Here is a 20,552-nt window from a genome sequence, read left to right as displayed (position 1 = left end):
TACGCACGTAAATGAGCACTTTCGATGCAGCTATAAGGCGTTAGAGCGACAAGACAAGCAGCAAATTACATCATGCCGCCCATACCACCCATACCGCCCATACCACCCATGTCAGGCATACCTGCGCCTTCTTTTTGTGGTAGGTCAGTAACCATCGCTTCAGTTGTGATCATTAGACCTGCAACTGATGCTGCAAATTGTAGAGCAGAACGCGTTACTTTAGTTGGGTCTAGGATACCCATCTCTAGCATGTCGCCGTACTCGCCTGTTGCTGCGTTGTAGCCGTAAGAACCTTCACCTGCTTTCACGTTGTTCGCTACTACTGACTCTTCATCACCCGCGTTCTTCGTGATTTGACGGATTGGCGCTTCCATTGCGCGTAGTGCAACGCGGATACCAACGTTTTGCTCTTCGTTGTCACCTTCTAGGTCAACAATCTTAGATGCTGCACGGATTAGTGCTACACCACCACCAGCAACAACGCCTTCTTCAACCGCTGCGCGAGTTGCATGCAGTGCATCTTCTACGCGGTCTTTCTTCTCTTTCATCTCAACTTCAGTTGCTGCACCAACTTTGATTACTGCAACACCGCCTGCTAGCTTAGCAACGCGCTCTTGTAGTTTCTCTTTGTCGTAGTCTGAAGTTGCATCTTCGATTTGCTGACGGATTTGAGCAACACGACCTTGGATCATTGCTTCTTCACCCACGCCATCGATGATGGTTGTGTTTTCTTTTGTGATTGCAACGCGCTTCGCCTGACCTAGGTCTTCTAGTGCTACTTTTTCTAGCTCTAGACCAACTTCTTCAGAAATCACGATACCGCCAGTTAGGATAGCGATGTCTTGTAGCATTGCTTTACGACGGTCACCGAAACCAGGCGCTTTCACTGCTGCTACTTTCACGATGCCACGCATGTTGTTCACAACAAGTGTTGCTAGTGCTTCACCTTCTACGTCTTCAGCGATGATAAGTAGTGGGCGAGATGCTTTTGCTACTGCTTCTAGTGCTGGAAGAAGTTCACGGATGTTCGATACTTTCTTATCGATCAGAAGGATGAATGGGTTTTCTAGATCAACAGAACCTGCTTCTTGGTTGTTGATGAAGTAAGGAGATAGGTAACCGCGGTCGAACTGCATACCTTCAACTACATCTAGCTCATCTTGTAGTGCTTGACCTTCTTCAACAGTGATAACACCGTCGCGACCAACTTTTTCCATTGCTTCAGCAATGATGTTACCTACGCTTGAGTCAGAGTTCGCAGAGATGGTACCAACCTGTGCGATTGCTTTGGTGTCGTTACACTCAACAGATAGCTCTTTTAGTTGCTCAACTGCTGCAATAACTGCTTTGTCGATACCGCGCTTAAGGTCCATTGGGTTCATACCCGCTGCAACTGCTTTTAGACCTTCATTTACGATTGCTTGCGCTAGTACGGTTGCTGTTGTTGTACCGTCACCCGCTGCGTCGTTTGCTTTAGACGCAACTTCTTTAACCATTTGTGCGCCCATGTTCTGGAATTTATCTTCCAGTTCAATTTCACGCGCTACTGATACACCATCTTTAGTGATAGTTGGTGCACCAAAAGATTTGTCTAGAACTACGTTACGACCTTTAGGACCCAGTGTTACTTTTACTGCGTCCGCTAGAACGTTTACGCCTTCTAGCATTTTAACTCGTGCGTCATTACCAAATTTAACGTCTTTAGCAGCCATCTTTGATTTCCTTTCTAAATTCTGTTTTCGATTTCGTTTTTGAATCAGAGCAAAAAATTACTCAACGATTGCTATTAGTCGACAATAGCCATGATGTCGTTTTCAGACATTACTAGCACTTCTTTACCGTCGATTTTTTCAGTTTTAGTACCGTAACCTTCAGCGAAGATAACAGTATCACCAACTTTAACGTCCAGCGGTAGCACTGTGCCGTTCTCTAGGATGCGGCCTTTACCCACAGCTAGAACAACACCGCGAGTCGATTTTTCCGCAGCAGAACCAGTTAAAACGATGCCACCAGCTGACTTTGATTCAACTTCTTTACGTTCAACGATAACTCGGTCATGTAATGGACGAATGTTCATCGGTCGTCTCTCCTGAAAATTTCCATGTTTATTTGATAATTGCCCGCGCAGGGGCACGTGATCACTATATAAGGGGCAAAGCTAAGGATCCCAAGGGGTAGACGTGAATTTTTTGTGACTTAGTTAAAATAACCGGCAGCTAAGCAACGGTTTGCGCGCGAAATGCTCACTCGCCGAGGCAACGGCTTTCTTGTATCCTTGCCCTTCCCTCACCAGATAGATGTCAAAAATGCTGGAAAAGAATAAGCCGGACAATCAGACTCAAGACAAGCATGGTTTGTTGACCGCGCCCATTCCTGACACCTTACGCAAAATGACCGTCCCAATGACCATGGGCATGATCGCGATTTTGATGTTTAACTTGGTCGATACCTTTTTCATCTCGCTATTGGGTACCGAAGCGCTCGCGGCAATCAGTTATACCTTCCCAGTAACCTTTGCTGTGAACTGCATCACTATGGGCATTGGTATGGGTCTGTCGACCAATATCGGTCGCCTGTTGGGTCAAGGAGAGTCTTCTCAAGCTGCACGTTTTACTAGCCATGGTTTATTACTGGCAGTTGCTCTAGTTACGATTGCTTCAACGCTAGGTTTGTTTACCATCGAGCCATTATTCAGCTTCCTTGGCGCAAAAGAAGATTCCATTCCACTGATCAAGCAGTACATGCAAGTCTGGTATCTGACAATTCCCCTGCTGGTGATCCCAATGGCAGGCAATAGCGCTATTCGGGCGACTGGTGATACCAAGACTCCGGCGAAGATAATGATGCTCGCTGGATTGATTAACGGCATACTCGATCCATTACTCATCTTTGGCTACGGTCCTTTTCCTGAGCTCGGCATTCAAGGCGCTGCGATTGCTAGTGCATTCAGTTGGTTTGGTGCTTTGTGCGGTTCTTTCTATGTATTGATCAAACGCGAAAAGCTGCTTGCGGCACCACAATGGCAGTGCATCAAACAAGATTGGCAACAAACGCTCAAGATCGGTACGCCCGCTGCTCTCTCGAATGCGATGACGCCGCTATCTGGTGCGATTCTGATGATGATTTTGTCTCACCATGGCACCGCAGCGGTTGCCGCTTATGGCGCTGCGCAGCGAATTGAGTCGATCTTGATTTTGGTGTTGATGTCACTGACTTCTGCACTCACCCCGTTTATGGCGCAAAACTTTGGGGCTAATAACCCTGCTCGTGCATTCGCTGGCTGGTTCCTGAGCATGCGCTTTGCGGTGGTGTTCCAAGGCTTTATCTTTTTGATGATGGTGCCCCTTAGCATTCCTCTCGCAGCACTCTTCTCCCAAGAAGCGGTAGTAAAAGACTTGCTCTGGCATTACCTCTTAGTCGTGCCGTTTAGCTATGGTTTCCAAGGTATTGTGATGATGCTGGTGAGTGGCTATAACGCGATGCACAAACCGCTGCGCGCTTTCCAATGGAGCTTTATGCGCTTGTTCGTCTTTACGCTGCCAGCGGCATGGATTGGCAGCCAGCTTTATAGCATCGAAGGTTTGTTCATTGGTATTGCTCTGGGTAACACACTAGGCGGTTTGCTAGGGTATCTCTTTGCCCTGCGCGAGCGTCGTATGACATTAGCAGAGCATGCGAGCTCTTAGTTCCACATAAAGCCAGTTTCAATCTCAGACGGACTTCAGCTTAGACAAGTTTCGGATAATAAAAAACCGCGGATAACCGCGGTTTTTTTAGATTTTGACTTTATCAAGCAGGCTTAGAATAGCTCTTCAGCAACTTGGTATAGGTCGTTGCGTACAGGACGCTTCATGTTCTCGATAGCATCGATGATGTCGTGGTGAACCAGTTGCTCTTTCACGATACCAACACAACGACCACCGTGGCCTTCCATTAGTAGGTGAACAGCATAGTTACCCATACGAGACGCTAGAACGCGGTCAAATGCAGTTGGACGACCACCACGTTGGATGTGACCAAGAACCGTTGCACGAGTCTCACGACCTGTTGCCGCTTCGATCTCTTTCGCTAGTTCGTTTGCATCCATCATCAGCTCAGTTAGCGCGATGATTGCGTGCTTCTTACCTTTAGAGATACCGTCTTGGATGTTACCAATCAGCTTCTCTTTATCTAGACCAGTTTCTGGAGTAATGATGTACTCACAGCCACCTGCGATTGCAGACATCAGAGTTAGGTCACCACAGTGACGACCCATGATTTCTACGATAGAAATACGCTGGTGAGAAGAAGACGTGTCGCGTAGACGGTCGATTGCGTCGATAACTGTGTTTAGCGCTGTTAGGTAACCGATTGTGTAATCTGTACCTGCGATATCGTTATCGATTGTGCCTGGTAGACCGATACATGGGTAACCCATCTCAGTCAGTTTCTTAGCACCCATGTAAGAACCGTCACCACCGATAACAACTAGTGCATCGATACCGTGCTTTTTAAGGTTCTCAATCGCTTGTTCGCGTACTGCCACTTCCTTGAATTCAGGGAAACGCGCAGAACCTAGGAATGTACCACCCTTGTTGATCACATCAGAAACGCTAGAACGATCTAACCTTTCGATGCGGTCTTCGTAAAGACCTAGGTAGCCATCGTAAACACCGTAAACTTCCAATCCCTCAGATAGTGCTGTACGAACTACGCCGCGTACTGCAGCGTTCATACCAGGTGCGTCACCGCCACTTGTTAAAACACCGATCTTCTTAATCATGCTCACCCTCGATCTTTGGCAATCAATTATTTAATTTTCTTTTAGGCCCCTTGTTACCAAGCAACCTGCATAATCCAGAACTGTGCGTTATGTTACATTTCCTCTACAGGAATACCAATGAAAACACACTTTTTTATGTAACTTTTCTACTTATGTAAGAGTATTACAGTTTCTCTTTGCAACTTCGTTGATTCACATCAGGATCACGATTCTTAATAAGTAGTGATGGAAAGATAGTCAATAAGCGCCTATTTGTCGTCAGGCACAGCCCTATTTTTCGACCGTTACCAATCTTGCGCCTTCTGGTCTCTTTCTGGACCAAACACCACTGACAATGGATCTTGATGGATCAGCACATCCGCTTCCGGGAACAGCTCAAGTAGATTATCTTCTACTTTATCGGCAATGTGATGGGCCTCGATCAAACGTAAGTTATCATCCAATTCTAAGTGCAGTTGGATAAAGCGCGTTGGACCAGACATCCGTGTACGTAACTGATGCACACCCAATACCCCTTCCACTTTTAAGCACTCTTGGCGAATCTGTTCCAACTCTTCATCTGGCAGCTTTCTATCCAACAAGGTCTGAATCGCCTCACTGACCATCTTGAATGCGCTGTATAAAATAAAGATACCAATACCCACCGCAAACACTGCATCGGCTTGGGTTACACCAAAGTAGCTCAAACCTAATGCCACCATAATGGCACCATTCATATACAGGTCTGTTTGGTAATGCAGTGAGTCCGCGGCGATCGCCTGACTGCCCGTCACACGCACGACATGCTTTTGGAACATCACAAGTCCAAAAGTGACCACCATAGCAAATAGAGAAACGTAAACACCGAGCTCTGGGGCGTTTAATTCATGTGGACGGAAGAAGCGCTCGACACCGTTCAGGATCAAGAACACCGCTGAACCAGAAATAAACATCGCTTGTGCCAGCGCCGCCAACGATTCGGCTTTACCGTGACCAAAAGTATGTTCTCTGTCGGCAGGTTGTAGGGAATAGCGCACCACAATGAGGTTCACCACCGAAGCGGCGATATCCAGCATGGAGTCAATTAAAGAGGCAAGTAAGCTGACTGACCCCGTCACCCACCAAGTGATGACTTTGACAATCAAAAGAAGCGTCGCAACGATGGTTGCCGTCCAAGCTGCCATCGTCACTAAACGTGCGTATTGCTGTTTCATAATCAAATAGTTAACTCAAACCGTGCTTTGAGTATACCTTGAGAATGATTTAATGAGTATTAAATCGCCAAGATCAAAAAGAGGCAGCACTCTGGCTACCTCTCTTACGTTATCTTTCAGCGATTAGCTGTTGTGGTGCTTTTCCATGCGTTTTTGCATTTTTTCGCCACACTTTTGTTGACGCTCTTTTTGTAGCTCAACAAATTTTGCTTTTTGCTCAGGTGTTAGCACGCTCAACATTTGATGCTTCTTCTCTAGCATTTTAACGCGACGTTCAGTCTGCTTCTCAACCATCTCTTTTGCTAGGTCGTTTGCCGCTGCTGCATCGAAGTTATCAGCCAATAGCAGTGCTTGAACCTTTTCGTGGTGCGCTTGACGCTCAGCCATACGTGCTTCTTTACCATCCGCGAATTTTGCTTTCATTTCCGCTTTGTTCGCTTCACGCATTTCTTTTAGTTGGTCTTTTTGTGCATCAGTTAGGTCTAGTTGACGCATGACACCGCGATCCATACCCATACCACACTCACCGCGATGACCTTTGTGGTCTTTACCGCCAAATGCGAATGCACTCGCTGTACCTAGAGTTAGAGGTAGAACAACAGCCGCTAGTACCAGTTTCTTTGCAGTTTTCATAATACGATTCCTTACACAGGTTAGTGATTCTTCTGAGCTGTTCTCACAGCGCTTGAGTGTAGAATACGACCTACTAGGTAAAGCGACGTATAGAGACCGTAAAGAATCGTAAAGAGTGATTTTTACACTCATTCTTCACCGTCATTACCATGTAATATTAAAACAACTACGAATGATAAATAGGTACTCATATGGCGAACATTCTTTTGATTGATGACGATACCGAGCTAACCAGCCTACTTAAGGAAGTGCTGAGCTTCGAAGGTTTTAACGTCAACGAAGCCAACGATGGAGAAGCTGGTCTCGCGGCAGTCACTGACGAAATCGACCTTATTTTGCTCGATGTCATGATGCCAAAACTCAATGGAATGGAAACCTTAAAGCGCCTGCGTGAAAACTGGGAAACGCCTGTTCTAATGCTGACAGCTAAAGGCGAAGAAATCGATCGCGTGATCGGTCTTGAACTGGGTGCGGATGATTACCTGCCAAAACCATTCAGCGACCGCGAACTACTGGCACGTATCCGAGCAATTTTACGCCGCACAAGCAGCACTCAAAAGAGCACTAAAAACGGTGACTGCATTGAGTATCAAGAAATCAAACTCTATCCAGGCAAACAGGAAGCCTATTGTGAAGAGGTTCTGCTGGATTTAACGACCACAGAGTTCGCCTTGTTGACTCACTTTGTACAAAATCCGGGGCAAGTCCTCACTAAAGAAACCCTGAGTCTTGACGTGCTTGGTAAGCGCCTTGCAGCCTTTGACCGCGCGATCGATATGCACGTGTCCAACCTACGGAAGAAACTGCCAGATCAGAGTAACGGTAAGCCACGCATTAAAACCCTACGAGGGCGCGGCTACATGTTAATTGAGGAGGATTAATGCGAGCACCACGCTTCAAACTACCGAAGATAAACAGCTTGTATGGACGCATCTTTGCCATCTTCTGGTTCACCATGTTTTTGGTTCTGATGGCTGTGCTGTCACTACCTCATCTTGATCCACGGAAAGCGCGCGACATTCCAAAAGAGCATTATCAACGTATGCTTGAAATACGTGACGGTATTGAGAAGAAGTATCGCAACCAAGATAACCTCGGCAAAATCTTATTTAGCCTTGAAGGACAACGACGCAGCAAGCATGACCCACGTCCAAGGATCTTCTTTTCCGATCACGAAGGGAATGTCTTAAGCACCTCGAGCCACAAAGACTTTAAGCTGCGTGCACTGCAAAATTTTGTCACCAGTATTGAAGATCAGTCACAGCCGAAACAAAAACTCTACGGTCGTTACATGATTGCAGGTCCAGTGCCAATCAATGTCGCTAATTCAGATCTACTGATGTACGTCGGCTTTAAGTGGAACGAGCCGCCACCAATCATGTTGCGCCTGTTTGACCACCCATTGCAGTTGCTGCTCGCCGTTATGTTGGTGAGTACACCGCTATTATTATGGTTAGCATGGGCATTGAGCCAACCAGCTCGACGATTGGAAACCGCAGCACAACGCGTTGCTAAAGGTGAGTTTGTCATCGATCCGAATCTAGAGAAAGGCACCACCGAGTTTCGCCAAGCAGGTACGAGCTTTAACCAAATGGTTGAGGCGGTGAATCAAATGATTTCTGGTCAGCAGCGTTTACTCTCGGATATTTCTCACGAGCTGCGCTCTCCCCTCACTCGTCTGCGCATGGCAAGTGCATTAGCGACGCGTAAGCAAGGTGAAAGCCCAGAGCTGACTCGTATTGATACTGAAGCCCAACGCTTAGAACAGATGATTGCCGAGCTGCTTGAATTGTCACGCATGCAAGTGAACAGTCACATGACGCGTGAAACCCAGCCGATTGCTAGCTTATGGGAAGAGATCATTAAAGACGCACAGTTCGAAGCGGAACAGATGGGTAAAACGCTTAGCTACTCTGCTGTGCCAGAACGCAGTATCTCAGGTAACCCAAAACTCTTGATGAGCGCGGTAGAGAACATCATCCGCAACGCGATTTACTACGGCAAAGACGAAGTGAAAATCAACATTCAGGATTCATTCGATACGCTACGCATTGTGGTGGATGACAACGGAGAAGGCGTACCAGAGGAAGAGTTAGAAGCGATTTTCCGTCCGTTCTATCGTGTGTCGACCGCGCGCGACCGCCATTCAGGTGGTACAGGGTTGGGCTTAACCATCACCGAAAGTGCGATTCGTCAGCACAGTGGTTCGATTATCGCAAGTCGCAGCCCATTGGGTGGTTTACGCGTCACCATCACCCTGCCGTTGATCAGTGAGGCGAAATAACCCCACAAAGATCAAAGTTGATAATGATTTTCATTAACATTAAAGTAAATCCTCCATTAAGGAGGATTTACAATGTCGCACACTTTCCCAGAGCTTCCGTACAGCTACGATGCGTTAGAGCCTTACATCGATGCGAAAACCATGGAAGTTCACTACAGCAAACACCACAAAACCTATTACGATAAATTCATGGCTGCCGCAAAAGGCAGCGCTCTCGAGACCCAAAGCCTCGATGACATCTTCGCTAGCATTTCTCAACACAGCCCAGCTATCCGTAACAACGGCGGCGGTTACTACAATCACATCATTTATTGGAACTGCATGTCACCAGATGGTGGCGGTGAGCCTCAAGGTGCTCTTGCAGAGGCCATCAACGATAAGTTTGGTGACTTCGAAAAATTCAAAGACGAGTTTGCCCAAGCGGCTATCAATACCTTCGGATCAGGCTTTGCTTGGCTAGTTGTAAAAGATGGTGAGATTCACATTACCTCCACCAGCAACCAAGACAACCCTCTGATGGACGTTGCCGCAGTACAAGGCGAGCCAGTTCTAGCATTGGATGTTTGGGAGCACGCTTACTACATCAGCTACCAAAACCGTCGCCCTGATTACATCGACGCATGGTGGAATGTGGTCAACTGGCGCGCAGTGGAAGAGAACTACGCTCGCGCTCTGAGTTAATCTATCTAAATGAGGGCAACACACTGAAGTGGTTGCCCTCTTCTATTACCCGTCATTGTGTTGAATCTCGCTTCTCATGGTGACTTGGGTATATACTGCTCGCCTGTTTTGACCAATCTAATTCAATACCATGTTTGATATCGCTCTATACGAACCAGAAATCGCGCCGAACACCGGCAACATCATTCGCCTGTGTGCTAACTGCGGTGCGAATCTGCACCTGATTGAGCCACTGGGTTTCGATCTAGAAGAGAAGAAAGTCCGCCGCGCAGGTTTGGATTACCACGATTTGGCTCGCGTGACGCGTCATAAAAATTATCAAGCATTCTTGGAATACTTAGAGAAAGAGAAACAAGGCAGCTACCGCCTGTTTGCATGTACGACAAAGACCACAGGTCATCACGTCGATGCAAAATACCAAGAAGGCGATGTTTTGATGTTTGGTCCAGAAACGCGTGGTCTGCCAGCAAACGTGATCGATAGCCTGCCAATGGAGCAACGTATCCGCATTCCAATGATGCCGGACGCACGCAGCCTAAACCTATCTAATGCCGTAGCTATCATTGCGTTTGAAGCGTGGCGCCAGATGGGCTTTGAAGGCGCGTTGTAAGCACAGCAAATGACAGATACTAAAAAGGGCGCTGAATGCGCCCTTTTGCTTTTTTTACTTACCGATTGAATCAGTTGAGCTTGTTACGATCATTGTCGTCTTTACGCTCGTATTCACCTTCGAAGGTGTTGCCGTTATCCGATTGAGAATCAAATGGGTCACGACGGAATGGGTCTTGCTCAAATGGACCTTGATTTGAGAAGCCACCTTGGAAGCCGCCACCATTTACCGTCTTCACCACCATCTTGCTCATTAAGTATTTCGCAATCGCCGCTCGTGGGGCTGGCAATAATACCAACATACCCAATCCATCGGTCATGAAACCTGGGGTTAACAACAGCACACCGGCAACCGCCAGCATCACACCTTCAAAAATCTGTTGCGCTGGAAGCTCACCTTGCTCTAAGCGCCCTTGCACCGACATTAGCGTCTGGATGCCTTGGCTACGTACCAAAGACGCACCAACAAATGCAGTAATCAACACCAAAGCAATCGTAGGCCAGAGACCTAAGAAGCCTCCCACCTGAATAAATAGGCCGATTTCGATGATCGGGACGAAAATAAACGCCAATAATAAGATAGGAAACACATGCCCTCCTTTGTTGGATTCAGTGTAATGGCAAAAGCCTACTAAGCTCAAACGAATCGTTGTAAAAAAGCGTGTTCACCCTAGGGAGAATGCATTGTGCAAAAAGCGCTCTTTGAACAAAGGTGCATATACAAAAATTGATCGTTGAAAAGTGCTATTTTCGGACTCTTAAAATCCATGTTTGTCGAGGAAAAACATCTACCCATAAAGGGTTATTAATATCCCGTTCATACTTTGCAAATTATTGACGCATTAAAAGCGAAAAAGGTGATCCACTTACTATTTTTATGCGCTAGGTGCAGTATGATGTGCCACATAAGTCAGGACGGTTTTTCCAGCCAAAAACTCTGATGAATGGATTCTTGATTGCAGAAATGGCTAATAAATAACTTAAATATCAGAATTATTATCTAAGGATCCTGTTATGGCTACACTATCTGATGCTCCAAAGACAGCAAACCAAGCCACTCGTATTGAAGAAGATCTATTAGGCCAACGTCATGTCCCTGCCGATGCTTACTACGGCATCCACACACTTCGCGCTATCGAAAACTTCAACATTTCAAGCACTACCATCTCTGACGTACCTGAATTTGTGCGTGGCATGGTAATGACTAAGAAAGCCGCTGCACTAGCAAACAAAGAGCTAGGTGCGATTCCAAAAGACGTTGCTAACTACATTCTAGAAGCGTGTGATTTGATCCTTGAAACAGGTAAGTGCATGGATCAGTTCCCTTCAGACGTATTCCAAGGTGGCGCAGGCACGTCAGTTAACATGAACACAAACGAAGTTATCGCGAACGTTGCACTTGAACTGATGGGCAAGGAAAAAGGCCAATATGAGTTCATCAACCCGAACGATCACGTTAACAAGAGCCAATCAACAAACTGTGCGTACCCAACGGGCTTCCGTATCGCGGTTTACAACAGTGTTCATCAGTTGATGGAAGCGATCGAATACCTAAAAGGCGCATTCGAGCTTAAAGCACAAGAATTCAAAGATGTGTTGAAGATGGGTCGTACTCAGCTTCAAGACGCGGTTCCTATGACTGTAGGTCAAGAGTTCCACGCATGGGCAGTAACACTAAACGAAGAAATTCGTGCCCTAGATTACACATCCAAACTACTACTAGAAATCAACCTAGGGGCAACGGCAATCGGTACTGGTCTAAACGCACCAACTGGTTACCAAGCACTAGCAGTGAAACACCTAGCGGAAGTCACTGGCGTTGAAGTGGTTGCAGCAGAAGACCTAATCGAAGCAACCTCTGACTGTGGTGCCTACGTGATGACGCACGGTGCGCTGAAACGTCTAGCAGTGAAACTATCGAAGATCTGTAACGACCTTCGTCTACTTTCTTCTGGTCCACGTGCAGGTCTTAACGAACTGAACCTACCAGAAATGCAAGCAGGCTCTTCAATCATGCCAGCTAAAGTAAACCCAGTTATCCCTGAAGTAGTAAACCAAGTTTGCTTCAAAGTTCTAGGTAACGACAACACGGTTTCTTTCGCAGCAGAAGGCGGTCAGCTACAGCTTAACGTAATGGAACCAGTTATCGCACAAAGCGTGTTCGAGTCTATCTCTCTACTACACAACGCGTGTGTGAACCTACGTGACAAATGTATCGATGGCATCACTGTGAACAAAGAAGTTTGTGAGAACTACGTTTACAACTCTATCGGTATCGTAACTTACCTAAACCCATACATCGGTCACCACGAGGGCGATATTGTGGGTAAGATCTGTGCTGAAACAGGTAAGAGCGTACGTGATGTGGTTCTAGAACGCGGTTTATTAACTGCAGAAGAGCTAGATGACATCTTATCGGTTGAAAACTTCATGCATCCGACTTATAAAGCGAAACGCTACGAGTAATCGTATATGTAAAGGGGTCCCTAACGGGGCCCTTTTTTAGGCTCTGATACGGTTAACCACATTTTTTATGCGCTTTTTATTGCCGTAAGCCGATCAGGTTCTGATTTTCTGAACACTTACTCCTGTTCCTGAGTGCTCAAAAAATCAGAATCATTAAAAAACTAAAAGAGGTATCAATATGGTAATGGTCGAACTCTTCGTGGTTCTGCTCTTCATCTATTTGGGGGCAAGAATCGGTGGTATCGGCATTGGTTTTGCCGGTGGTGCTGGGGTAATTGCATTGTCTTTAATCCTAGGCGTACCGACAAGCCAAGCTTACATCCCTGTCGACGTAATCCTGATCATCATGTCTGTAATTACCGCTATCGCAGCAATGCAAGTGGCGGGTGGTTTGGACTGGATGGTTCAAGTTGCAGAAGACTTTTTGCGTAAACATCCCGAACGCATCACTTTTTACGCGCCTATCGTGACATTCCTAATGACACTGATGGCGGGTACAGGTCATACCGCTTTCTCTACTCTACCTGTAATTGCAGAAGTAGCAAAAGGTCAAGGCGTTCGCCCTTCTCGTCCACTGTCTATCGCGGTAGTTGCATCGCAAATCGCTATCACAGCATCGCCAATCTCAGCGGCAGTTGTAGCGTTCGCAGCAATGCTTCACCCATTCGGCGTTGACTACTTGACGCTACTAGCGATCTGTATCCCAACAACGTTCATCGCTTGTATGATCGGTGCATTCGTTGCGAACTTCATGGGTAGCGAACTTAAAGACGATCCTGAATACCAAGACCGTCTAGAGAAAGGTCTGATTAAGCTAAACACTGAATCTAAGCGCGAAATCCTGCCAACAGCGAAGAAAGCGACATTTATCTTCCTAGGTGCTATCGCATTCGTAGTGTGTTACGCAGCAGCAATCTCTGGCTCTGTTGGCCTTATCGAGAACCCTGCTCTAGGTCGTAACGAAGCAATCATGACAGTAATGCTCGCAGCTGCGGCAGCTATCGTAATGAGCTGCAAAATCGATGCTGGCAAAATCCCAGCAGCAGCGACATTCCGCTCTGGTATGACAGCGTGTGTGTGTGTTCTTGGTGTAGCATGGTTAGGTTCTACGTTCGTTAACGCGCACGTTGACGGCATCAAAGAAGTGGCTGGTGCGCTACTAGCAGACTACCCATGGATGCTAGCACTTGTTCTATTCTTTGCTTCAATGCTGCTTTACTCGCAAGGTGCAACTACCGTTGCGCTTATGCCAGCAGCACTAGCAATCGGTGTGGCACCACTTACCGCAGTTGCGTCTTTCGCAGCAGTAAGTGCATTATTCGTACTACCTACCTATCCAACGCTGCTTGCGGCAGTTGAGATGGACGACACGGGTTCAACTCGTATCGGTAAATACGTATTCAACCACCCATTCTTTGTACCTGGTGTGGTAACCATCGCTTCTGCGGTAGCACTTGGCTTCGCATTCGGTGGTCTGCTGATCTAGTAGAAACAGAGTCTTACTCGGGGAGCTTCGGCTCCCTTTTTTATTGCCTGCCGCATTGGAGAGCGCTTAACAAATCTTCACTTCCATGAAACTTATTGGCTAGTCAGCAGGTCTGATTGAGTTACACTAACGGCAATTATCTAAGATGAATTGAACCTTTTATGCGTGCATTACTCTCCGTCTTACTCTTAGGGCTTATTACCTTCTCTGCGCCTTCTTTTGCTTTGTTTGGCAATGATCAGTTAAACAACAGTCAAAGCAACGCTTTTGGCAGCAGCAACGATACCTTTGTACCTGTCGATCAGGCTTTCCCATTCAACTACTACCAGCAAGACGGCAAACTGATGCTGGACTGGCAAGTACGCGATGGTTATTACCTGTATCAAGAACGCCTATCGGTAGCGGGTGAGAAAGTATCGCTAGGCGAACTGCAAATGGAAGACGGAACGCCGCATAAAGATGAATTCTTTGGTGACGTACATATCTACACTCAGCCTCTGTTCGTTAACGTCCCAATGCACGACTGGCAAGACGGTGCACGCGTGGTAGTGCAATACCAAGGTTGTGCGAAAGCAGGCTTCTGTTACCCACCAGAAACTCGCGTGATTCCTATCAGCGCGTTTACTTCGTCGAGCTCAGATTCAACAGCGGCGACGACAACACCAAAAGCAGAGCAAGTACCAACAGCAACGCCACCAGCGGCGCAATCATCTAGTTCTAGCGACACACCATCGACGCCAGTAACACAGCAAGATAGCCTTGCCGCAAACCTAGCTGATAACTGGTGGACGCCACTTCTGTTCTTGGCGCTTGGTGTGGGCTTAGCATTTACGCCATGTGTTCTGCCGATGTACCCAATTCTGACCAGCATCGTGCTTGGCAGCGGCAAACTAAGCCAAAGTCGCGCGCTAGGTTTGTCGTTTGTCTACGTGCAAGGCATGGCGCTGACTTATACCCTACTGGGCCTTGTGGTGGCGTCTGCGGGCATGCAATTCCAAGCAGCGATGCAACACCCTTATGTGTTGATTGGTTTGAGTGTGCTGTTCGTGACGCTCGCCCTGTCTATGTTTGGCGTTTATAACCTGCAACTGCCAAGTGGGGTACAAACTTGGTTAAACAACCTCAGCAACAAACAACAAGGTGGTAGCAGCGCAGGTGTATTCGCCATGGGTGCGATTTCTGGTCTGGTGTGCTCCCCATGCACCACGGCTCCTCTGTCTGGTGCGCTACTTTACGTTGCACAAAGCGGTGACTTACTGACAGGTGGTATCGCGCTCTATGCACTAGCAATGGGTATGGGTATTCCACTCATTCTTGTTGCAGTATTCGGCAACAAACTTCTGCCAAAAGCAGGAGGTTGGATGGATCGCGTTAAGACTCTGTTCGGCTTCATTCTACTGGCTGCTCCTATCTTCCTACTTGAGCGCATCTTGCCAGAAATGTGGGCTACGGCATTGTGGTCAGCACTGGGTATCGCGGCTTTTGGTTGGCTATACCACATCAAAAACAGCCTAGAATTTGGCGGTTGGAAGCAAAGCGCAGTAGGCATCATTGCTGTGCTTGGTTTGTTTGCTTCTGCTCAACCAGCATTGAACTATTGGTTTGGTAACAACACCACTACACAAACTCAGCAAGCAACAGTGAGTTTTACTCGTATTGCTAACGTGGCTGAGCTTGAGGCTGCACTTGCTCAGGCGAAACAAGTAGGTAAACCAGTGATGCTGGATTTCTACGCCGACTGGTGCGTAGCATGTAAAGAGTTCGAGAAGTACACCTTCCATGACCCAAGCGTCGAAGCCAAACTACAAGACTTCGTTCTTCTGCAGGCGGACGTGACCAAGAACCAAATTCAGGACATCGAGCTGCTTAAACATATGAATGTACTGGGTTTACCAACGATTGAGTTCTGGGATGCCAATGGCGAACATGTTTCAAACGCTCGTTTGACGGGCTTTATGCAAGCCGAGCCTTTCTTAGAGCACATCAACCGATTCTGATGATGAATCATTCAAACGCCAGTGATTATTCACTGGCGTTTTTTGTTGTCTCAATAAAACTGAGAAAGTTGCGTTTATATGCAATTTTTCTAATAAAAGTCGATTTAGTTCAGACTTTTAGCGGATAAATATTGTCCAAATTCTTAAAGGTGGACAATAATTCCATTAACGAAATAGTCAAAAGTGTTTAACGTCATGGATTCGACCTACACCATTATCATCGCTGATGATCACCCGCTGTTCCGCAATGCCTTGTTCCAATCGGTACACATGGCTGTGAGTGGTGCTAACCTTCTCGAAGCGGATACGCTGGATGCTCTACTCGCGTTGCTGGAAAAAGAAGAAGAGCCAGATTTGGTGTTGTTAGATCTCAAGATGCCAGGCGCAAATGGCATGTCGGGGTTGATTCACCTTCGTGCTGAATACCCAGATATCCCAGTGGTGGTGGTATCTGCCAGCGAAGAAGCAAGCGTGGTCACTCAAGTGAAAAGCCACGGTGCGTTCGGCTTTATTCCAAAATCGAGCGACATGCGTGAGCTGGTCAATGCACTCAACCAAGTCCTCAACGGCGACCCATACTTCCCAGAAGGCTTGATCACCAATAACGCAGCTTGTAATGACTTGGCAGAAAAAATTGCCGCACTTACCCCCCAGCAATACAAAGTGTTGGGCATGCTTTCCGATGGCTTACTCAACAAACAAATCGCTTACGAGCTCAATGTCTCAGAGGCCACCATCAAAGCCCACATGACCGCAATTTTCCGCAAACTGGGCGTGAAAAACCGAACTCAAGCCGTCATCCTACTGCAGCAAATGGAACCCGAGCAGTAATGTGTTAGTAAATATATCTAATTCACATTTATATGACGCAAAAAGAACAACAAACGTTAAAATAATAAGGCTGCACCACGCAGCCTTTTTCATCCCTCTGTTAAACCGCTAACTCTGGGAGGTCATACTTTGCTAAGTATTCTCGTCACTCAATTCGTCGTACTCTGGGCCGTCATCGACCCGATTGGTTCAGTACCCGTTTATCTATCACAAACTCAACACCTCACGGCAAAACAGCGTCGTCTCGTAGCGTTGAAAGCCATTGCCATTTCAATGGGTGTGTTGCTGTTCTTCCTTATTGCCGGTCAGTTGTTGCTGGAAGCAATGCAAATCCCATTGCCCGCGTTCCAAGCCGCTGGTGGCTTAGTGTTATTGCTGTTTGCATTGTCGATGATTTTTGGTGAGAGCAAGCCAGAACAAGAACAAAAACTGGGCGAAGAAGTCAGCCACTCCGATCTCGCTGACTTAGCCGTTTACCCTCTTGCGATCCCTTCGATTGCATCGCCGGGTGCAATGATGGCTATCGTGATGCTCACCGATAACAACCGCTACTCTTTCGTCGACCAAGCCATGACCGCAGGCGTCATGATTGCGGTACTTCTGGTTACCCTATTCTTGTTACTGGGAGCAAACACGATTCAAAAAGTGATTGGTAACGTAGGCGCAGCCATCATCAGCCGCGTAATGGGGCTTATCCTTGCTGCTGTTGCACTGAATAATTTGCTGCTTGGTATAAAAGATTTCTATGTTAATTGATAAAACTCTTAGACCTTTGGCTAATTTAACATCAAATTAACATCACACTTTTATTCTCACTTCTTCTCAAACGCCCTAAAAATGGGCGTTTTTGCTTTTTAGCATCCCGACTAAAGTTGAAAAGAGTTCTTGCCAGTGCCTTGCTAATGTATATGTTGAAACATTTTTTTAACAACAATACCAATCGTAAGGAGACGGCAATGGCATTTGAAAGCGAAGAAAGAGCCAAAGCCTACTGGGACAAGAACGTGAAGCTCATGATTACCCTGATGGTCATCTGGTTCGTAGTGTCTTTCGGCTGCGGCATTTTATTTGTCGACGTACTTAATCAATTTCAATTAGGTGGATACAAACTCGGGTTCTGGTTTGCTCAACAAGGTTCCATCTATGCCTTCCTAGGTATTATTTTCTACTACGCGTGGAAAATGCGCCAAATCGACCGTGAATTCGGCGTAGATGAGTAAGGAGTAACTCAGATGGATTTGAAAACTATTACCTATCTGGTGGTTGGCGCGACGTTCGTCCTCTACATCGGTATTGCGATTTGGGCTCGTGCGGGCTCAACCAAAGAATTCTATGTAGCAGGCGGCGGTGTAAACCCTATCGCTAACGGCATGGCAACCGCAGCAGACTGGATGTCAGCAGCATCATTCATCTCAATGGCAGGCTTGATTGCCTTCATGGGCTACGGCGGCTCGGTATTCCTGATGGGTTGGACAGGCGGTTACGTACTACTGGCACTTCTGCTTGCACCATACCTACGTAAGTTCGGTAAGTTTACTGTGCCAGAATTCGTAGGTGAGCGTTTCTACTCTAACGCAGCGCGTATCGTAGCGGTTGTGTGTCTTATCATCGCATCAGTAACTTACGTTATCGGTCAGATGAAAGGCGTGGGCGTGGCGTTCGGTCGTTTCCTAGAAGTGGATTACTCAACAGGTCTACTGATCGGTATGTGTATCGTATTCATGTACGCCGTTATGGGTGGCATGAAAGGCATTACCTACACGCAGATTGCTCAATATTGCGTACTCATTCTTGCTTACACTATTCCTGCAATCTTTATCTCTCTGCAACTAACAGGTAACCCACTACCACAGATCGGCTTAGGTAGTACCATCCAAGGCACCGATGTCTATCTACTCGATAGGCTCGACCAAGTAGTCACCGAGCTCGGCTTCAGTGAATACACCACCCAAGTTCGTGGCGACACGCTAAACATGTTCGTGTACACCATGTCATTGATGATCGGTACTGCGGGTCTGCCACACGTAATCATCCGTTTCTTTACCGTTCCTAAGGTTCGTGATGCACGTACATCAGCAGGTTGGGCGCTAGTTTTCATCGCTATCCTTTACACAACAGCACCTGCAGTATCTGCTATGGCGCGTCTAAACCTAATGGATACCGTTAACCCAGCTCCGGGTCAGCACCTTGCTTATGATGAGCGTCCTGACTGGTTCAAGAACTGGGAGAAAACAGGTCTACTAGGCTTTGATGATAAGAACGGCGACGGTCTGATTGAGTACACATCAAACCCAGCAACCAATGAGCTGAAAGTTGACCGTGACATCATGGTACTAGCAAACCCAGAGATTGCTAAGCTACCTAACTGGGTTATCGCACTTGTCGCAGCAGGTGGTCTGGCGGCAGCACTATCGACAGCTGCAGGTCTACTACTGGCGATTTCGTCCGCAATATCTCATGACTTAATCAAAGGTGTGATAAATCCGAACATATCCGAGAAGAAAGAGCTGCTCGCGAGCCGAATCTCCATGGCAGTCGCCATCGCAGTCGCCGGTTACTTAGGCTTGAATCCGCCAGGGTTTGCAGCCGGTACGGTAGCGCTCGCCTTCGGTCTGGCGGCATCCTCCATCTTCCCTGCGTTGATGATGGGTATCTTCAGTAAGAGCATCAACAAAGAAGGCGCAATCGCGGGTATGATTGCGGGTATCAGTATCACGCTATTCTACGTATTCCAGCACAAAGGCATCCTATTTGTTGCTGACTGGACTTACCTACAAAGCTGGGGTCAGAACTGGTTCCTAGGCATCGAACCAAACGCATTTGGTGCAATTGGTGCTGTGTTCAACTTCATCGTGGCATTCGCTGTATCGAAAGTAACGGCAGAAACACCACAAGAAGTAAAAGACCTAGTCGAGCACGTACGTGTACCAGCAGGCGCTGGCGGTGCAGTAGACCACTAAAATATAACGCAAACCACAAAAGCCCCGCTTGGGGCTTTTTTATTCACTTAACTTATTCTAATAATTAGAGATTCCCTGAACCGTAGCAAGGAAGCCAACATGTTCAAAAACAAGCACTTTATTATCGCTCTGTTGATCGCCCCGATTCTGTCTTTGATCGCTTATTTCGGTACAGACATGGCTCTAAGTGAGAAACCTCATGCCGCTAAAGAAGGGGAAAGCTACAAACTGGCCAGCAAGTCGAATTGCCGTTATACCAGTGGCTTGTGTGATATGGAGAACGGCGACTTTAAAGTGAAGTTTCGCTCAGAAAAGCTGACTCAAGATAGCCTAGAGTTGTCTTTACATGCGGCTTACCCACTGGAAGGAGTGAAGCTTTCAGTCGTGGATAGCCAAGAGCAAAACGCACGACCAATTGACATGAAGCCAGCGGATCAAGCCGGACAAAGCTGGACCATCACTTTGCCTAAGCCTGCATCAGCCGAGAGTTGGCTACGTGTTGCGATTCAATCTGAAGGCACGCTCTACTACGGTGAAACGCAAACAGCGTTTGTGAAATACGAAACCCTGTTTACGGACAAATAACTTACTTGCTCCATAAGGCTTGAAGACGCATTTGAGCCAACCTTATCTCGCGAAAGAATACCGAG

At 47.0% G+C, this 20,552-nt stretch carries 19 protein-coding genes; 13 read left to right on the top strand and 6 right to left on the bottom strand.

The window, feature by feature from the left end:
* Positions 1-65: 65 nt before the first annotated feature.
* A complete protein-coding gene (groL, locus tag MHO32_RS18915) occupies positions 66-1,712 on the bottom strand; it encodes a chaperonin GroEL (RefSeq protein WP_009698895.1) in 1,647 nt (548 codons plus the stop codon).
* Positions 1,713-1,786: 74 nt separating this feature from the next.
* Positions 1,787-2,077 carry a co-chaperone GroES gene (locus MHO32_RS18910; protein WP_005448290.1) on the bottom strand — a complete coding sequence of 97 codons (291 nt, stop codon included), beginning with the start codon at positions 2,075-2,077 and terminating at the stop codon, positions 1,787-1,789.
* A 229-nt stretch (positions 2,078-2,306) separates the two neighbouring features.
* On the opposite strand from MHO32_RS18910, the gene MHO32_RS18905 reads away from it, so the two are divergent.
* Entirely contained in the window at positions 2,307-3,686 is a 1,380-nt protein-coding gene (locus MHO32_RS18905) for an MATE family efflux transporter (protein ID WP_239213406.1), read from the top strand.
* Positions 3,687-3,799: 113 nt separating this feature from the next.
* Here the strand turns inward: MHO32_RS18905 and pfkA are convergent, their stop codons facing one another.
* The 3 genes from pfkA to MHO32_RS18890 all read right to left on the bottom strand — a co-directional run bounded on the left by pfkA (position 3,800) and on the right by MHO32_RS18890 (position 6,588).
* A complete protein-coding gene (pfkA, locus tag MHO32_RS18900) occupies positions 3,800-4,762 on the bottom strand; it encodes a 6-phosphofructokinase (RefSeq protein ID WP_005448288.1) in 963 nt (320 codons plus the stop codon).
* A 284-nt stretch (positions 4,763-5,046) separates the two neighbouring features.
* A complete protein-coding gene (gene fieF / locus MHO32_RS18895; protein ID WP_005448287.1) occupies positions 5,047-5,955 on the bottom strand; it encodes a CDF family cation-efflux transporter FieF in 909 nt (302 codons plus the stop codon).
* 123 nt (positions 5,956-6,078) lie between these two features.
* Complete coding sequence (locus MHO32_RS18890) at positions 6,079-6,588, bottom strand: CpxP family protein (protein ID WP_050907130.1); 510 nt, start codon at positions 6,586-6,588, stop codon at positions 6,079-6,081.
* 191 nt (positions 6,589-6,779) lie between these two features.
* Here MHO32_RS18890 and MHO32_RS18885 point away from each other — a divergent pair, with 191 nt between their 5' ends.
* From MHO32_RS18885 to trmL, 4 genes are all read left to right on the top strand, one after another.
* Positions 6,780-7,469 (top strand): response regulator, encoded by a 690-nt coding sequence (locus tag MHO32_RS18885; RefSeq protein WP_005448283.1) that lies wholly within the window; start codon positions 6,780-6,782, stop codon positions 7,467-7,469.
* Positions 7,469-8,872 carry an envelope stress sensor histidine kinase CpxA gene (gene cpxA, locus MHO32_RS18880; RefSeq protein WP_050907129.1) on the top strand — a complete coding sequence of 468 codons (1,404 nt, stop codon included), beginning with the start codon at positions 7,469-7,471 and terminating at the stop codon, positions 8,870-8,872. Before MHO32_RS18885 ends, cpxA begins: the two co-directional genes overlap by 1 nt.
* A 72-nt stretch (positions 8,873-8,944) precedes the next feature.
* On the top strand, positions 8,945-9,553 hold the full coding sequence (locus MHO32_RS18875; RefSeq protein ID WP_050907128.1) for a superoxide dismutase: 609 nt from the start codon (positions 8,945-8,947) through the stop codon (positions 9,551-9,553).
* A gap of 130 nt (positions 9,554-9,683) precedes the next feature.
* On the top strand, positions 9,684-10,163 hold the full coding sequence (gene trmL / locus MHO32_RS18870; protein ID WP_239213396.1) for a tRNA (uridine(34)/cytosine(34)/5-carboxymethylaminomethyluridine(34)-2'-O)-methyltransferase TrmL: 480 nt from the start codon (positions 9,684-9,686) through the stop codon (positions 10,161-10,163).
* Between the two features lie 70 nt (positions 10,164-10,233).
* Here the strand turns inward: trmL and MHO32_RS18865 are convergent, their stop codons facing one another.
* The gene (locus tag MHO32_RS18865; protein WP_239213394.1) at positions 10,234-10,752 is read right to left on the bottom strand and encodes an FxsA family protein; all 519 of its coding nucleotides are present in this window, start codon (positions 10,750-10,752) and stop codon (positions 10,234-10,236) included.
* Positions 10,753-11,176: 424 nt separating this feature from the next.
* On the opposite strand from MHO32_RS18865, the gene aspA reads away from it, so the two are divergent.
* From aspA to MHO32_RS18825, 8 genes are all read left to right on the top strand, one after another.
* Positions 11,177-12,628 carry an aspartate ammonia-lyase gene (aspA, locus tag MHO32_RS18860; protein WP_005428778.1) on the top strand — a complete coding sequence of 484 codons (1,452 nt, stop codon included), beginning with the start codon at positions 11,177-11,179 and terminating at the stop codon, positions 12,626-12,628.
* 178 nt (positions 12,629-12,806) lie between these two features.
* Positions 12,807-14,114, top strand: a complete 1,308-nt coding sequence (locus tag MHO32_RS18855; protein ID WP_005448277.1) for an anaerobic C4-dicarboxylate transporter — start codon at positions 12,807-12,809, stop codon at positions 14,112-14,114.
* A gap of 161 nt (positions 14,115-14,275) precedes the next feature.
* On the top strand, positions 14,276-16,111 hold the full coding sequence (locus MHO32_RS18850; RefSeq protein WP_239213392.1) for a protein-disulfide reductase DsbD: 1,836 nt from the start codon (positions 14,276-14,278) through the stop codon (positions 16,109-16,111).
* Between the two features lie 195 nt (positions 16,112-16,306).
* Positions 16,307-16,942, top strand: a complete 636-nt coding sequence (locus MHO32_RS18845; protein WP_005448275.1) for a response regulator — start codon at positions 16,307-16,309, stop codon at positions 16,940-16,942.
* 129 nt (positions 16,943-17,071) lie between these two features.
* On the top strand, positions 17,072-17,698 hold the full coding sequence (locus tag MHO32_RS18840) for a MarC family protein (RefSeq protein WP_005448274.1): 627 nt from the start codon (positions 17,072-17,074) through the stop codon (positions 17,696-17,698).
* Positions 17,699-17,898: 200 nt separating this feature from the next.
* Positions 17,899-18,162 (top strand): DUF4212 domain-containing protein, encoded by a 264-nt coding sequence (locus MHO32_RS18835; protein ID WP_005448273.1) that lies wholly within the window; start codon positions 17,899-17,901, stop codon positions 18,160-18,162.
* Between the two features lie 12 nt (positions 18,163-18,174).
* The gene (locus tag MHO32_RS18830; protein ID WP_005448271.1) at positions 18,175-19,902 is read left to right on the top strand and encodes a sodium:solute symporter family protein; all 1,728 of its coding nucleotides are present in this window, start codon (positions 18,175-18,177) and stop codon (positions 19,900-19,902) included.
* 99 nt (positions 19,903-20,001) lie between these two features.
* Complete coding sequence (locus MHO32_RS18825) at positions 20,002-20,487, top strand: hypothetical protein (protein ID WP_239213390.1); 486 nt, start codon at positions 20,002-20,004, stop codon at positions 20,485-20,487.
* Positions 20,488-20,552 lie beyond the last annotated feature (65 nt).

Source organism: Vibrio sp. MMH1-50 (assembly GCF_022347645.1).
GTDB classification, from domain to species: domain Bacteria; phylum Pseudomonadota; class Gammaproteobacteria; order Enterobacterales; family Vibrionaceae; genus Vibrio; species Vibrio harveyi.
The sequence above is the reverse complement of the archived record's forward strand: the minus strand, read 5'-3'. Positions and strand labels throughout refer to the sequence as shown.